Raw genomic sequence first — 15,325 nt, 5'->3', positions numbered from 1 at the left:
CGAGATGGCCCGGCGCACCACGTCGAGCGAGGGCTGGTTGTTCAGGAAGTCGTCGGGGTAGTAGCCCAGGTGGCGCACGCCGGCGCGCTGCAGCAGCGTCCATTGGCGCGCCAGTTCGGCATCGGCCACGGGCTTGCCGGTGCGCCAGTCGCGCGCCTGCAGTTCGAACACGGTGCCGTCGAGGCCGCGCGGCGTGTCGGCCGCGCGGCGCGCCAGGCGCTGGAGCCACGCGTCGCCATCGGCTTCCTGCTCCATGCGCGGCATGGCCATCAGCCCGACGTAGTCGTAGGCCGCGAGCGAGGCCTCGTAGTTCTGCGCGAACCACTGCTCGGCCTGCGGCTCGAGCACCGGGCGCGCATAGAGGTTGCGCGCGGTTTCCAGCGCGGGCCGCCAGGCGCCCACGCGCGCCGCCAGCTCGTGCGTGAAGTCGATCAGGTAGCGCGTCTTGGCGGCGGTCCAGCGCGCCGTCAGCGCGGGGTCGGCGCGGATCGCGGCCACGTCGGGCGGCAGGCCCCACTGCGCGTAAGTGGCCAGTGCGGCGGGGCTCGCGTCCTCGTCGTCGGACAGCGTCGCGTCGTCGTGGAACAGCACGCCCTCGAAGAAGGTGTGGCGGCCCAGGTCTTCGTAGATGTCACCGACCAGCGCGCGCACCGCGGGGTCGAAGGGCGTGAGGCGGTGGTAGCGGTCGGCCGGCGTCTTGCCGCCCTGCGCCACCACCGTGTGCGTGGCGAGCGGGTTCGATGCCGGCAGGCGGAAGGCCGTGACCGGCATCCACGCGTAGACCTTCACGCCGGTGCGCGTGCGCAGCTGCCATGCGGCGCGGCCGAACAGGTCGGCGCGCATCGGCAGGTGGCGGTTGGGAAAGTACATCGCGTCGGCCACGCCGTCGCCGTCGGGATCGGCATAGGCCTGCAGGAACACCGAGCGCGGGCGCACGGCGGCCACGCGGTCGATCAGCGCCGACAGGTTGCGCTCCTGCTGGGCCGGGTCGGGGTCGTACACGTAGTCGAGGTCGACGTGCATCACGCGGTTGACCGGGCGCACCTCGCCGCCCACCGGGCTGCGCAGCAGCTGCGCGTAGTCGGGCGCCTGGTTGTCGTAGGCGGCCAGCGCGCGGCGGATGCGCGTGAGCGGCACGGCACCCGTGTTGGCGCCGTCGTCGAGCGTGAAGGTGATGGGCATGCCCGCGCGCTTCGAGGCTTCCAGCGCGGCCGTGTTGTAGGCGCCGTAGGGCCACACGGTGGCGCGCACCTTGGCGCCGGTGCGCGCTTCGATGATCTCGCGGCTGCGGCGCAGGTCGGTCTCGATGCGGCGCACGTAGGTGGCGTCGTCTTCGTAGCGGCCGGTCTTTGCGTCGTAGCGGTGCGTGGCCGCCGACGGCAGCATGTTGCCCTGCGGGTTGGCGAGCACGCCGGTGTGCATCGCGTCGGTGTGGCTCGCGAACTCGACCAGGCCCGAGCGCGCCATCTCGGCGACTTCGGGCCACAGCAGGAAGTTCTCGCGCGGCGCGGGCTTGTCGCCCCAGTGAACCAGCTGGCCTTCGGGCACGTCGAGCCAGCTCGTCACCAGCGCGAACAGCGCGGGATAGTTGTAGCGCTTGAGCAGCGGGAACACCTTGGTGTAGGCGCTGCGGTAGCCGTCGTCGAAGGTCAGCAGCACGGGTTGCGCGGGCAGCGGCTTGCCGCCGGCGCGCGCATCGACGATCTGCTGCAGGCTCACCGGGTGGTAGCCGTTGTATTGCAGCCAGGCGAACACGTCGGCCAGCGTGCTGTCGTCGATGGCGGTTTCGTCGGGCGAGTGCTCGAAGCTGGCGCGCACGCCGGTGCGCACGTCGTGGAAGGACAGCACGCGAAACGTCACGCCGTCGTTGGCATCGGCCGGCGGCAACGGCTGTGCGAAGGCGGAATGCGCCAGCAGCAGAGAAAGCGCCAGCGCCGGCAGCAGCCACAGCAGGGCCGCGCGCAGGAAGGCCGCGGGGGTGTTGGTTGTCGTTGTCGTCGTTCGCATCACTGCAGGGGCATCGAGAGGTTCAGGAAGACGCCGCGCTGCCGTTCGCGTGCGCCGTCGTAGGGATGGCCGGAAATGCTCAGGCCGTAGCGCAGCGTGAACTTGGGGCCCAGGTCCCAGCGGTGTTCGTAGCGAAGGCTCCACAGCGGGCCGCTGCCGAAGCCGGCCTGGCGGTAGTTGCCGCCGGTGAGTTCCACGGCCTGGAAGAACTGGCGGTCGTCGCGCTTCCAGTTGAGCCACTGCGCGCGCACCGCGAGCTGCACGGTGGTGTCGCTGGAGGGGTTGAAGTAGGGCGTGTCGATGTCCCGGCTCCGGCTGGTGCCGGCGCCCAGCCGCGTCTCGAGCTGGAAGCGCGGCGTGCTCACCCAGCGTTCGCGCCAGCCCAGCTCCAGGCCGTTGCGCTGGTTGCCGTCGCTGAAGTCCAGGCGCTGCCACTGCAGGTCGAAGCGACGCGATTCGTTCACCACGTAGCCCACGCCGGCGCCGGTCTCGTGCGCGCCGACGCCGGTCACGCGGGCCTTCCACGGCAGCTCCTTGCTGTCGCCGTCGTAGGTGGCCGACAGCCGCCACGCGTCGCTCGCGCGGTAGTCGATGCGGCCGGCCACGCTGTTGCGGTAGGGGCCGCTGTTGGCGTGCTGCAGCACGCCTTCGGCCAGCCAGCGGCCTTGCTGCCAGCTCAGGCCCAGGCCGCCGCGCGCCCAGTTGGCGTTGCCGATGTCGGTGGTGCCACGGCCCAGCGTCTGGTCGTAGAACACGCGCCACCGGTCGTCGATGAGGCCGGAGCTGAGCCGGCTGTCGATGCGCCATTCGTGGTTGGCAATGGCGGCGCCGCCCGACGAGGCTTCGGCCTCGACATCGAGCCGGGGCCCCGTGATGGCGCGCCGCTTGCGCTGCACGTCGCGCAGCTCGGCGGTCTCGGGCACGTCGGCCGCGAGCGACTCGGCGCGCTCGCGGGCCTGGCGGAATTCGCCGGCGTCGAGCAGGGCTTCGATGTGGCCGGCGCGCGCGCTGATGTCGTAGGGCTGGTCGGCCGCCTGCGCCTCGAAGCGCGCCACGGCGGCCTCGGGATGTTCGCGCAGCCGCTCGGTCTGGCCCGCCCCGTAGGCGTAGCCGGCGTTCAGCGGCGCCTCGCGCGTGAGCGTCGAGAAGCTCTGCTGCGCCAGCGCCGCGCGGTCGGTGTAGAGCTGCAGCAGGCCGCGCATGCCGCTCACGTCGGTGTACTGGCCGTTGGGCCGGCCGGCTTCGGGCGTGAGGCGCATCAGCGCGGGCGTGGCCTCTTCGAGCCGCTTCAGCAGCGCTTCGGCGTCCTCGAAGCGGCCGGTGTCCTGGTAGGCGTAGATCAGGCCGAAATAGATGTCGTCGGGCATCGGCAGGTCGGCGCCGCCCTTGGCCACGGCCGCTTCGTACAGCGGCACGGCATCGATCGAGCGGCGCTCCTGCGCGACGCGCGGGCCGCGGCGCCCAGGCCGTAGAAGGGCAGGTCGGCGCCCGCCGCGTGCAGCGTGTCGTAAAGGGCAATGGCATCGGCGGGCCGGCCGCGTTCGACCAGCGCCAGCATGCGGTCGGACAGCAACCGCACGCGCAGGGCGCGCCAGGCGTCGGCGTCTTGCGGCGCGGCCTTGGCGGCGGATGCGTCGAGCCGGGTCAGCGCGCTTTCCTGGTCGGCGAGCACACGGTCAAGCGCCGCCACGCGCGCCGCGCCCAGGCGCTGGTCGCGCTCCTGGATGGCCCAGCGCAGCCGCTGTGCCAGCGCCTGCTGCTGCAGCGTGGACAAGGCCAGCGGCGAAAAGCTGCCGGGCCGTGCGCGCTCGGCGGCATCGGCGTCCTCGAACGCGGTCGACGCGGCGCCGCTGTCGGCGAGCAGAAAGTCGGCTTCGCGGCGCAGGTCGGGGCGGTCGGGCCGCAGCGCGCGGGCCTCGGTGTAGGCGGCGAAGGCTTGCAGCGGTTGCTTCTCGGCGCGCGCCACGGCGGCGCGCAGTTCGAGCAGGGCCACGCGGTCTTCGATCTGCGGCGCGGGCTGTCGGGCCAGGGTGTCGTAGATGGCCTTCGCACCCGCCACGTCGCCGCTGTCGAGGCGCCAGAAGACTTCATGGATGCGCGGCTCGCGGGCGTTCGGCTGGCGCGCGCGCCACAGCGCGATGGCCTCGCCCTGCAAGGCGAGGTCGTGCGTGCGGCGCGCGGCCAGTGCGAGCGGGCCCAGCGCGTAGTCGTTCAGCGTGGCGAGCGGCGCCTGGCGGGCCAGGGCGACGGCTTCGGCGAACTGGCTGTCGGCCGCGGCGATGGCAACAGCGTCGGACGCCACGCGCCGGCGATCGGCATCGGCCAGCGGCCCCGCGAGCCAGTCCTTCAGTTGCTGCAGCGCCTGCGCGGCGTCGATGCGGCCGGCGCGGCGCGCGACGATCAGCGCGTCGTGCTGCTGCGCGTCGTAGGTAACCACCGGGTTCGCGGCGGGTGTGACAACTGCAACAGGCGCCTGCGCAAAAGCCGTGGCCGAGGTACCCAGTACCAGGGCGCAAACGATCGGTGGAAATCCTCGTGCCGCATGTTCGAGGTGACGAGACAAAGCACAGGCGAGCGCCGATGGACGCCCAGCCGTGACAGTGCCTCCAGCTTTTTTCTGGATGAACACTCTGCTCCCTTGGAATGCGCCTCTTGTGCAGCCCGCCGCCGCGACAAAAGCCGAGCCGCCGGCCCGGACATGCCGGGCAGGTGGCTCTATAAAAATTGACTCTGGAAACGACTCTAGATAGAAGTGTTAACAAAGGCAAACTTAAGTGCCAGGAAATGGTTATAAACGTGAACAGATTGGCGTTTTTCGCGCTGCATTCGACAAGTTTTGTCAGACAACGGCGCTTCGAAACAGGGGCTCGCCCGGCCTAAGATCACGTGATGAATGCACCTTCGGCCTCCTCGTTGCCCCGTTTCTGGTCCCAGCTCACCACGCGCGATTTCGCGGGGCTCGACGCGGCGGCCACCGTCGCGGTATTGCCGCTGGGCGCGACCGAGCAGCACGGCCCGCATTTGCCCCTGGGCGTGGACACGGTGCTGGCCGACGGCATCGTGGCCGCGTCGCTGCCGCTGCTGCCGCCTGAACTGCCCGTGCTGTTCCTGCCCACGCAACAGATCGGCCTGAGCCCCGAGCACGCACGCTTCGCGGGCACGCTCACGCTGTCGGCCGAGACGCTGATCCGCATGTGGAACGAAATAGGCGCGGGCGTGGCGCGCGCGGGCGTGAAGAAGCTGGTGCTGTTCAACGCGCACGGCGGCCATGTGGGTGCGATGGACATCGTGGCGCGCGAGCTGCGCGCGGCGCACGGGCTCATCGTCTACAGCGTGAGCTGGTTCAACCTGCCGTTGGGCGATGCGGGCGCGCGGTTCAGCGCGCACGAACACCGCTTCGGCGTGCACGCGGGCGAGATCGAGACATCGATGATGCTGGCGCTCACGCCGCAACTCGTGCGCATGGGCGAGGCGCGGAACTTCGACTCGACGTCGCAGCAGCGTTCAGCTGACTACGCGATCCTCGGCAACGGCAAGAGCGCCAAGCTCGGCTGGGCGATGGAGGACTACAACGCGCACGGTGCGGCGGGCAATGCGTCCGCGGCGACCGCGGCCAATGGCCAGGCGGTGATCGATGCGGCCGCGCAGCAGTTGGCTTTGCTGTTGGCCGAGGTGTCCAGGTTGCCGTTGAGCACGGCGAATACGGCGCCGCTGCCGTGACGTGAAGGCTTGGTTCGTGGGGCGCTCACGCCGACGGTGTGCTCTGCTCCGCGAATGTCCCCCGCCCTTCGGGCTCCTCCTTTATTTCGCTGCGCAGAGCACACCGCCGACGTGAGCGTTTTCAGAGCACTGGTTGATCGGCCGCACACCGACAGCGTGCCCACGTGCATAGGGCATCGGGTGTCTCCCGCAGCGAAATAAAGGAGGAGGGCGAAGCCCGGGGGACATTCGCGGAGGGAGATACCCGGTGTCCTGTGCACACGCCCTGAACAACAACGCCCAATCAGGAAGCCGAACCTGCAAGTACCCCCGCGAACATGTCCGAGTCGACATTGCCCCCGCTCACGCTGATCCCCACCGTCTTGCCCCGCCACCGCTCCTGCTGCTGAAGCGCCGCTGCCAACGCCGCCGCACCCGCGCCCTCGGCCACGTTGTGCGTGTCGCTGAAAAGAATGCGCATGGCTTCGGCGATCTCGTCGTCGGTCACCGTGATCACGTCGTCGGCCTCGCGCAGGATCACCTCGACCGACTCGGGCACCGGCGTGCGGCAGGCCATGCCGTCGGCCAGCCGCGTCGTCACGGGCGAGTCCACCGGTTTGCCGGCGCGGAAGGAATCGCGGTACGCGGTGGCGTGCGCCGACACCACGCCGATGAGCTGGGTCGACACGCCGCAATGCGCGCGTGCCGCTGCCGCAGCCGCGAAGCCCGAACCCAGGCCGATGGGCACGAACAGCACGTCGGGCGGCGTTGGCGACAGCGCGCTGAAGAACTCGACATACGCCGTCGACACCCCGCGCACCAGCTCGCGGTGGAACGACGGCACGCGGTGCAGCCCGTCGCGCTCGGCCAGCACCGCCGCGTGCTCGGAGGCGGCCTGGAAATCGTCGCCGTGCTCGATCAGCGTGACACCGAGCGCGCGCATCGCGGCGTTCTTCTCGGTCGAGTTGCCGCGCGGCACCACGATGGTCGCGGCCAGCCCATGGCGCCGCGTTGCGAAGCCGACCGACTGCCCGTGGTTGCCGCGTGTCGCGCTGATGGCGTGGCGCACCTCGGGCTGCTCGCGCGCCAGCGTTTCGAAATACGTCAGCCCGCCGCGGATCTTGAACGCGCCGGCCGGCGTATGGTTCTCGTGCTTGGCCCACACCGTGGCGCCCAGGCGCTGCGCGAGCAGCGGCCAGGCGTACTGCGGCGTGGGCGGCATGGCGGCGTGCACGGTGCGTTGCGCGGCTTCGATCTCTTCGCGGGTGAACCTCACGGCGTGTCCTTTGTCTTGTTGACGGGCTTGCTTGTTTGCTCGATTACTTGCGTTCGGTCAGCGCCACGCGCACGGCCAGCGCGGCGAGCACGCTGCCCATGATGTAGCGCTGTGCGCGCAGCCAGCCCGCGCTTTGCGACAGCACGGCCGTGATGCTCGCGGCGCCGACGATCATCACCGTGTTGACCACCGCGCTGCTCGCCATCTGCGCCATGCCCAGCTGCATGCTCTGCACCAGCACCGAGCCGCGCTCGGGGTGAATGAACTGCGGAAAGAACGACAGGTAGAACATCGCCACCTTCGGGTTCAGCAGGTTCGTGAGAAAGCCCATGCGAAACAGCTTGGCCGGCGGATCGGCCGGCAGCACGCGCGCCTCGAAGGGTGCGTTGCCGCCGGGCTTGACGGCCTGCCACGCGAGCCACAGCAGGTACGCCGCGCCGGCCAGGCGGATCGCATCGAACGCGAGCGGCACGGCCAGCAGCAGCGCCGTGAGGCCGAGCGCCGCCGCGAACAGATGCACCAGGAAGGCCGCCAGCACGCCGCCCAGCGAGATGAGCCCGGCGCGGCGCCCCTGGATCAGCGTGCGCGAGACGCAATAGATCATGTTCGGCCCCGGCGTGAGCGCCAGCAGCAGCGAGGCGAGGGCGAACCAGGCGATTTCGGTAAGGGTCAGCATGGTCGTCAGAGTCCTTTGGATTCGAGCGTCACGGGGCCGCGCGGCGTGTCGAGCACGGCGATGAGATTGGGCGGGCCGGCATCGACGGCCATGCCCTGCATGCCGACGGCCGACAAGGCCGCCGCGAGGGCGGGCGCGCGCGGGTGCACGGCGCGCAGCGCGCGCATCGCGAGGCCCGACTTCGGCATGGCGTCGGTCGGGTGCACGGGCCCCCACTGGATCAGCGTGGGCAATGCGCCGTAGAACAGCCGCTGGCCGTCGTCGCGCACGGTGATGCGCCACTCGAGCCGGCCGGCCGGCGTGTCGCGCGAGGCCTCGAGCAGCTGGCCGCGATCGATGTGCGCATGTTCTTCATGCGCCAGTGCGCGCGTGGCCGCGTGGGCATCGGGCACGCGTGCGACGAAATGGATCAGCCGCGGGCCGTGCCGCGCGAGCCCGGCCTGCAGCGCGGCATCGTCGAGGTCGAACCAGCGGTGCGTCTTGGGCCGCGAGGGCCGCTTGCCCGGCTCGATCGCGATGATCTCCAGGTAGGCCGCCGGGAACGCGTCGCTCGCGATGTGGAGCAACCGGTTGTGCGTGCCCATCAGCGGATGCGTGCCGCCCGGTCCGGGCACGACGCCCAGGGTGGCTTCGCACCACGCCACGCCCTCGTCGAGCGAGGCGGCGGCGATCACGAGGTGGTCGAGCTGCGCGAGCATGGCGGGCGTTTCGTCGACTACAGCGTGACCTGGCCGTCGATGCAGGTCACGGCGTCGCCGCCGACCCAGATCGTGCCGTCGGCGTCGCGCTCGATGTACACGCGACCGGCGCGGCCGAGGCACTGGCCCTGCGCGGCGAGATAGCGATCGGGCATGTGGCCGTCGGCAATCAGCCATTCGGCCAGGCTCGCGTTGAGGCTGCCGGTGACGGGGTCTTCCTGCACGCCCACGGGCTCGGCGAAGGCGCGCACCTCCAGGTCGATCTTGGCGCCGTCGTTGTACTCGGCGGCCGGGCGGTTGCCGAAGGCGCGGGCCTCGCGGTTGGAGCGGCCGATCAGCGGCGAGGTGTCGACGGCCGTGGGCACGCCCGCCACGCCGGCCTTCACGCCCAGTTCCTTGAGCGCGCGGTGGTCGGGCGTGAGCGCCAGCACGCGTCGGCGTCGTTGACCAGCAGGCCGAACCAGACCGGGCCGTTGTCCAGCACCTGCGCCGCGATGATCTGCTGCGCCTTCAGGCCCAGCGCGCCGGCCACCTTGGCCAGCAGCGAGGGGCTGGGCGCGCTGCGCTTGAGCGGCGGCGCGGCAAAGGCCAGGCGCTCGCCCTCGCGGCGCAGTGGCACCAGGCCGGCGCCGCACTGCTGCACCACGCGGCCGGCCGCCTTGGGCTTGCCGCCGGCCTGCAGCCACGCGTGGCAGGTGCCGATGGTCGGGTGGCCGGCAAAGGGCAGCTCGCCGCCGGGCGTGAAGATGCGCACGCGGTAGTCGGCGGTGGGCTCGGTCGGGGGCAGCAGGAACGTGGTCTCGGACAGGTTGGTCCACTGCGCGAAGCGCTGCATCGTGGCGTCGTCCAGGTCGCTGCCGTCGATGACCACGGCGAGCGGATTGCCGCGATAGGCCGTGGCGGTGAAGACGTCGACTTGCTTGAAGGGGCGGGATTTCATGGGTAACTCGAGAGGATCGGGTCAGAGAGCAATGTCTGTCGAGGGGACACCGTGGAACCGGCTTTGCCGGGCCACTGGTGTTGCCCCCTGGAAGGGGGTTGGCGAAGCGACACGAAGTGCGCGAAGACTGGGGGTCATTCCAGGCTCAGGTCGAGCACGCCGCGCGTGCCCGGGCGGGAAAGCAGGTCGGCGTACCAGCGCTCGACGTTCGGCCAGTTGGGCCGGCGGTATTCCGCGGCCGGCAGGCCGAACCAGCGGTGCGCTTCGCAGCCGACCGGAATGTCGGCCATGGTGAAGCTGTCGCCGCCCAGGAAGGCGCGCGTGGCGAGGTGCGCGTCGAGCATGGCGAACAGCGCTTCGCTTTCGCGCACCGAGGCCTCGATCAGCGCGGGCTGGCGCTCCGACGGCGGCGTGCGCACCCACTGGATGAAGGCGTCGCGACTCGCGCGGTTGAGCGTGGTCTGCTGCCAGTCCATCCAGCGCTCGGCGTCGAAGCGCGCGGGCAGCTCGCTCGGGTAGAAGGTGCCGTGCGAGTGCCTGGCGCAGAGATAGCGAACGATCACGTTCGACTCCCACAGCGTCACGCGCTCGGCGCCTTCGCCGTCGTCGATGGTGGGCACCATCGCGTTCGGGTTGAGCGCGAGGTATTCGGGCGTTTGCACCACGCCGAACTTGCCGCCGGCCTCGGTGCGCTGGAAGTCGAGCCCGAGTTCCTGTGCGCACCACACCACTTTGCGGACGTTGATCGAGCTGATGCGGCCCCAGATATTGAGCATGAACGGTTTTCCTTTTCTTTCTTGATTCGGTCGGTGGCTCACGCCGGCATGACGCGCGCGGTGCCGGACACGCGGATCGAGCTGCCCGGCGCGGGCGGAATGTCGGCATGCAGCTTCGACAGCATGCCCATGTCTTCGCCCTGCACCACGTCGATGGCGCCGCCGTGCGGCCATGCGAGGTCGCGCAGGTAGCCGGCCAGCGCGGCGGTGGCGGCGCCGGTCGCGGGGTCTTCATAGACGCCGCCGGACGCGAAGGGGTTGCGCGTGTGAAAGAGCCGGGGCGCCTCGGCGTGAACGAGGACCATGGTGGCGAGCCCGGCACCGGCCATGAGCTTGCGGCCGGCCTCGAAGTCGTAGGCCATGGCGGCCAGCCGGGCGCGGCTTTTCAGCGCCAGCACCACGTGGTCGGCGCCGCCGTGGATCAGCGCGACGGGAATGCGCGGGTCGAGGTCGTCGGGGCTCAGGTCGAACAGGGCCATGGCGGCGGCGCTCATGTCGGGCGATGCCGCGGCGCTGCGCGTGGGCGGCGACTGCAGCGCCGCCGCGACCACGCCGCCTTCGCGCCGGCCCTCGACCGTGATCTGCGCGTGGTTGAGGGTGAGCGGGAACACACCGTCGCCGTGCTGCATGGCCAGCGCCGCGCCCAGCGCGATGGTCGCGTGGCCGCAGAACGGCACTTCGGACTGCGGCGCGAAATAGCGCACGCGCCAGCGGCCGTCGTCCGTGCGGGCGGCGAACGCGGTTTCCGAGAAGCCGACTTCCGCGGCGGTGGCCTGCATTTGCGCCGCGCTGGGCAGGGCGTGCGCGATGACGACGCCGGCGGGGTTGCCGCCCGTCTCGCCATCGGAGAAGGCTGCGATTTTCAGGACGTTCATGGGCGCCTTTTCAGCGGGGTGAAGGGCGGTCGAGGAAAAGCAGGCGCACGGCCAGCCCCAGCATCACGGCCGCCAGCAGGCCGCTCTGGAAACGCGCCGCGCCGGGGCGGTTGTGCAGCCAGCGCCCGACCTGTCCGCTGCACGCGCCCAGCAGCGTGTTGAAGGCCAGCGCGGCCATCGACAGCACCACGCCCAGCTGCACCAGTTGCAGCGGCACGCTGCCGCGCGCCGGATCGACGAACTGCGGCAGGAACACCATGAAGAACAGCAGCGCCTTCGGATTGACCAGGTTGTTCAGCAGCGCCATGCGCACGATGCGCCCGAAGCCAGCTGGCCGCGCCTGCGCGCCGACGCGAAGACCGCCGCCAATGCCGCTACGCAGGGCCTGCGCCGCGAGCCACACCAGGTACAGCGCGCCCGCATAGCGCAGCAGGTCGAACGAGGGCGGCCACGCGGCCACCAGCGCGGTGACGCCGGTGGCGGCGAACAGCGTGTGCACCAGGTCGGCCGCCGTGATGCCGAGCGCCGCCGCGAACCCGCCGCGCGGCCCGTGCGCCACGCCGTGCGAGAGCACGAAGGCCATGTTCGGGCCCGGCGACAGGAACAGCGCCAGCACCGCCAGCAGGAACAGCGAAAGGGTCGCGAGGCCGATCATGGTCAGGTCTTTAGTGGTGGTGGGCGCGTTGCGTTGCGTTGTGTTCCGGGTCAGGCGGCGTCGGCCACGGCCGGTTGCAGGTACGGTTCGATGTTGCCGAGGGCGCGCGTCACGTAGTCGTCTTTCTCGCCGACCGGCGCGACGTAGTGCAGCGCGCTTTTCGCCGCCTCGATGCCTTCGCTGCGCGCGATGAACCACGCCGCGAGGTAGGGCGCCGACAGGCAGCCGCCGGCGGTGGCCACGTTGCCCCTGGCAAAGAAGGGCTGGTTGAGCACCTCGATGCCGGCTTCCTGCACCCACGGCTTGGTCGTGAGGTCGGTGCACGCGGGCACCGTGCCCAGCAGGCCGAGCTTGGCGAGCAGCAGCGTGCCCGAGCACTGCGCGCCGATCAGCTGGCGCGAGGCGTCGAGCTTGCGCAGCACGCCCATGATGGCGGCGTCGTTCGCGATCTCGCGCGTGCGGATGCCGCTGCCCACGAGCACGGCGTCCGCGTCGCAGGCGGCTTCGAGCGTGGAGGTGGCATGCACCGTCACCCCGTTCATCGAGGTGACCGTGGCGCTGGGCGAGGCCAGCGTCACGCGCCAGCCGGGTGTCTTGATGCGGTTGAGCACCCCGAGCGCGATCAGCGAGTCGAGCTCGTTGAAGCCGTCGAAGGTGAGGATGGCGACGTGCATGGCGCGGCTCAGATCTGCGCGGCGGCGAGCTTCTTGTCGCCGACCAGCGCGAGCTCTTCGCGCAGCGTCTGCGCGAGCGCGGCGATGGCGGTGTCGATCTCCTCGACGCTGGCCGTCACGAACGACAGGCGCAGCGTGCGCGGATCGCCCTGGCCCGCGTAGAACGGCGCGCCGGGCACGAAGGCCACGTTGCGCTCCACCGCCTTGGGCAGCAGTGTCACGGTGTCGATGCCCTCGGGCAGGCGCGCCCACAGGAACATGCCGCCCTTGGGGGCGTTGAACTTCACGTCCAGGCCCTTCATCTCGCGCTGCAGCGCGGCGATCATCGCGTCGCGCTGGCGCTTGTACAGGGCGCGGATGGTGGGCACGTGGCGCTCCAGGAAGCCGTCCTTCATGACGGCCGAGACCATGCGCTGCGTGAAGATCGGCGTGTGCAGGTCGACGGCCTGCTTGGCCTGCAGCAGCTTCGGGTAGATCGACTTCGGCGCCACCAGGAAGCCCAGGCGCAGGCCGGGGGCCAGCACCTTGGAGAACGAGCCCAGGTAGATCACGCCCTCGGGGTTGCGCGCGGCCAGCGGCAGCGGCGGGGCTTCGTCGAACCAGAGTTCGCCGTAGGGGTTGTCCTCGACGATGGGCAGGTCCGCTGCCGCTGCGGCGGCCGACACGGCGGCGCGGCGCGCCTCGGTCATGGTGCGGCCGGTGGGGTTCTGGAAGTTGGGCAGCAGGTAGACGAAGCGCGCGTCCTTGGCCTTGGCCACGAGGTCTTCGACCACCACGCCTTCGTCGTCGCTAGCCACGCCGACCGGGTTGGGCTCCATCGGGCCGAAGGCCTGCAGCGCGCCCAGGTAGGTGGGCGTTTCGACCAGCACCTTGCTGCCCGGATCGATCAGCACCTTGGCCACCAGGTCCAGGCCCTGCTGCGAGCCGGTGGTGATGAGCACCTGCGAGGGGTCGACGTTCCACTGCAGCATGTCGGCCACGGCCTGGCGCAGCGGCGCGTAGCCTTCGCTGGCGGCGTACTGCAGCGCGGCCTGGCCGTCGTTGTGCAGCACTTCGGCGCAGGCATCGGCGAAGGCCTGGATCGGGAAGGTCTTGGGCGAGGGCAGGCCGCCGGCCAGGCTGATGATGCCGGGGCGCTCGGTGACCTTGAGGATTTCACGCAGCACCGAGGGGTTCATCTTTGCGGCGCGTGCGGCGAGTTTCCAGTTCATGGGGTCTTCTTTCAGTCGGTGAGGTGATTCAAGTCAAGCAATAGGGGCGCGGTGTCGTGACCGTGCACAGCGTGGATTTTGTTGCCGTCCGGGGCGCGCGGGTAAGCGCGGTAACGGTAATGGCCCTGGCCGCAGCGTGGGCGCAGGCCCGGCGGTGACATGGCAGAACATCAGCTTCTCCCGGACCTGGCGGCGCCGGCGGGAAGCACGGCGGCCGGTGCCGCATGTGCGGCCTGTTGCGGCTGCGACAGCCGCTTGCCGACGACCACCGTGGCCACCACCGCGATGGCGAAGCCCAGCGTCACCACGTCCAGCGGCTCGCCCAGCAGCGGGATCGACACGAGGATCGACAGGAACGGTTGCAGCAGTTGCGTCTGGCTCACACGCAGCGCGCCGCCCAGCGCCAGGCCGCGGTACCAGGCGAAGAAGCCGATCCACATCGAGAACATGCCGACGTAGACGAAGCCCAGCCAGGCCGAGGTGGCAATGGGTTGCCGCGGCCACAGCGCCAGCGTGGCCGGCAGCGTGACGGGCAGCGCCATCACGCAGACCCAACAGATCACGCGCTCGGCGCCCAGCGACGGCGTGACCTGTGCGCCGTAGATGTAGCGAACGAGGCCGCGATGACCGCGCCGACCAGCAGCAGGTCGGCCCACTCGAAGCCGAAGCCGTGCCCGGTCTGGCTCGCGCGCAGCACCGAGAACGCCACCACCAGCAGGCTGCCCGCCACGGCGCAGAGCCAGAAGCCGAGCCGCGCGCGCTGGTGCAGCACCCAGGCCGCCACGGCCGCGGTCACCAGCGGCAGCAGCGCCGTCACCACCGCCGCATGGCTGGCCGTGACCACGCGCAGCGCATAGCCCAGCAGCAGCGGATAGCCGACGACGTTGCCCAGCACCGCCATGCCCAGCGGCCGCCACTGGTGCGCGGCGGGGCGCGGCGAGCGCGTGACCAGCAGGAACACGGCCGACAGCACGCCGGCCAGCGCCGCGCGCCCGAGCGTGACGAACCACGGCGACAGCTGCGGCGCGGCCTGCGTGCCGGTGGCCAGCCGCGTCATCGGCAGCGTGACCGCGAACAGCGCCACGCCGATCACCCCGAGCCACATGCCCAGCGTCTCGTCCTTGATGCCCGGCTTCATACGCTCACCATCCACCACGCCGTGAGCACCAGCACCAGGCCCATCGCGCGGTTGAACCACAGCAGCCGCTTGCCCTTGGAGAGCCACTCGCGCAGCAGCGCGCCGACCAGCGCATAGGCGAAGTTGCTGGTGAAGGCGAAGAACAGCATCACCGGCGCCACGATGGCGAAGCGGCGCAGCGCGTCGGGCTGTCCGGCGATCCAGCCGGCCACGAGCGTGAGCGCCAGCAGCCAGGCCTTGATGTTGACGAACTGCAGCATCACGCCCTGGCCGAAGCCGACCGAGAGATTGGCGCTGTCGGCCCTGCCGAGCGTGGCGCTGCCGCTCAACTTGTAGGCCAGCCACAGCAGGTAGCCGATGCCCAGCGCCTTGATGGCCACGCGCAGCGGCGGCACCGCCACCACCAGCGCGCCGATGCCGGCGGCGCACAGCACCAGCAGCAGCGTCCAGCCGACCGGCACCGCGACCACGAAGCGCATCGCGCGCGGCAGGCCGCCGTTGGCCGCCAGGGCTGTCGAGAGCGTGGTGTTGGGACCGGGCGAGAAACTCATCGCCGTGGCCAGCACCAGCAGCGCGGTGAATTCTTGCCAGTTCATGACACACACTCTAAACTCGGGACCATTACAGTGCCAGTACAGATAGTCGAACAAACGGGCAATCTGTATTGGTCAATCCTTCGGCACAGAGCCCCTGCGGCTCT

At 70.6% G+C, this 15,325-nt stretch carries 12 protein-coding genes and 3 pseudogenes; 1 reads left to right on the top strand and 14 read right to left on the bottom strand.

Features of this window, described 5'->3' with window-relative positions:
- Positions 1 to 9 precede the first annotated feature (9 nt).
- The 3 genes and pseudogenes from pgaB to BMG07_RS03315 all read right to left on the bottom strand — a co-directional run.
- Positions 10 to 2,007 (bottom strand): annotated as a pseudogene (gene pgaB, locus BMG07_RS03325) (poly-beta-1,6-N-acetyl-D-glucosamine N-deacetylase PgaB); the annotation flags it as partial.
- On the bottom strand, positions 2,007 to 3,422 hold the full coding sequence (locus BMG07_RS03320) for a hypothetical protein (RefSeq protein WP_198083329.1): 1,416 nt from the start codon (positions 3,420 to 3,422) through the stop codon (positions 2,007 to 2,009). The pseudogene pgaB and the gene BMG07_RS03320, both read right to left, overlap by 1 nt.
- Entirely contained in the window at positions 3,347 to 4,444 is a 1,098-nt protein-coding gene (locus BMG07_RS03315; protein WP_198083327.1) for a hypothetical protein, read from the bottom strand. The genes BMG07_RS03320 and BMG07_RS03315 overlap by 76 nt, the downstream gene beginning before the upstream one ends.
- Positions 4,445 to 4,896: 452 nt before the next feature.
- On the opposite strand from BMG07_RS03315, the gene BMG07_RS03310 reads away from it, so the two are divergent.
- Positions 4,897 to 5,727, top strand: coding sequence for a creatininase family protein (locus BMG07_RS03310; RefSeq protein WP_198083326.1), 831 nt, complete (start codon positions 4,897 to 4,899; stop codon positions 5,725 to 5,727).
- 283 nt (positions 5,728 to 6,010) lie between these two features.
- On the opposite strand, the gene BMG07_RS03305 is transcribed toward BMG07_RS03310, so the two are convergent.
- From BMG07_RS03305 to BMG07_RS03255, 11 genes and pseudogenes are all read right to left on the bottom strand, one after another.
- Positions 6,011 to 6,982 carry a threonine dehydratase gene (locus BMG07_RS03305; RefSeq protein ID WP_198083324.1) on the bottom strand — a complete coding sequence of 324 codons (972 nt, stop codon included), beginning with the start codon at positions 6,980 to 6,982 and terminating at the stop codon, positions 6,011 to 6,013.
- 43 nt (positions 6,983 to 7,025) lie between these two features.
- Positions 7,026 to 7,658 carry a LysE family translocator gene (locus tag BMG07_RS03300; RefSeq protein WP_198083323.1) on the bottom strand — a complete coding sequence of 211 codons (633 nt, stop codon included), beginning with the start codon at positions 7,656 to 7,658 and terminating at the stop codon, positions 7,026 to 7,028.
- A gap of 5 nt (positions 7,659 to 7,663) precedes the next feature.
- Positions 7,664 to 8,356 (bottom strand): VOC family protein, encoded by a 693-nt coding sequence (locus tag BMG07_RS03295; RefSeq protein WP_198083321.1) that lies wholly within the window; start codon positions 8,354 to 8,356, stop codon positions 7,664 to 7,666.
- 17 nt (positions 8,357 to 8,373) lie between these two features.
- Positions 8,374 to 9,296, bottom strand: a pseudogene (locus BMG07_RS03290) (PhzF family phenazine biosynthesis protein).
- A gap of 134 nt (positions 9,297 to 9,430) precedes the next feature.
- Positions 9,431 to 10,072, bottom strand: coding sequence for a glutathione S-transferase family protein (locus tag BMG07_RS03285; RefSeq protein WP_198083319.1), 642 nt, complete (start codon positions 10,070 to 10,072; stop codon positions 9,431 to 9,433).
- 38 nt (positions 10,073 to 10,110) lie between these two features.
- The gene (locus tag BMG07_RS03280; RefSeq protein WP_198083317.1) at positions 10,111 to 10,947 is read right to left on the bottom strand and encodes a PhzF family phenazine biosynthesis protein; all 837 of its coding nucleotides are present in this window, start codon (positions 10,945 to 10,947) and stop codon (positions 10,111 to 10,113) included.
- 10 nt (positions 10,948 to 10,957) lie between these two features.
- Complete coding sequence (locus BMG07_RS03275) at positions 10,958 to 11,602, bottom strand: LysE family translocator (protein ID WP_198083315.1); 645 nt, start codon at positions 11,600 to 11,602, stop codon at positions 10,958 to 10,960.
- A 50-nt stretch (positions 11,603 to 11,652) separates the two neighbouring features.
- On the bottom strand, positions 11,653 to 12,276 hold the full coding sequence (locus BMG07_RS03270) for a DJ-1/PfpI family protein (RefSeq protein ID WP_198083313.1): 624 nt from the start codon (positions 12,274 to 12,276) through the stop codon (positions 11,653 to 11,655).
- 8 nt (positions 12,277 to 12,284) lie between these two features.
- Positions 12,285 to 13,487, bottom strand: a complete 1,203-nt coding sequence (locus tag BMG07_RS03265) for a PLP-dependent aminotransferase family protein (protein WP_198083312.1) — start codon at positions 13,485 to 13,487, stop codon at positions 12,285 to 12,287.
- Between the two features lie 170 nt (positions 13,488 to 13,657).
- A pseudogene (locus BMG07_RS03260) lies at positions 13,658 to 14,625 on the bottom strand (DMT family transporter).
- Positions 14,622 to 15,221, bottom strand: a complete 600-nt coding sequence (locus BMG07_RS03255; RefSeq protein WP_198083310.1) for a LysE family translocator — start codon at positions 15,219 to 15,221, stop codon at positions 14,622 to 14,624. Before BMG07_RS03255 ends, BMG07_RS03260 begins: the two are co-directional and overlap by 4 nt.
- Positions 15,222 to 15,325 lie beyond the last annotated feature (104 nt).

Source organism: Variovorax sp. E3, assembly GCF_016082275.1.
In the GTDB taxonomy this organism is placed as follows: domain Bacteria; phylum Pseudomonadota; class Gammaproteobacteria; order Burkholderiales; family Burkholderiaceae_C; genus Variovorax.
Note: the sequence above shows the minus strand (reverse complement) of the source record. Positions and strands in the feature narration are given on the sequence as shown.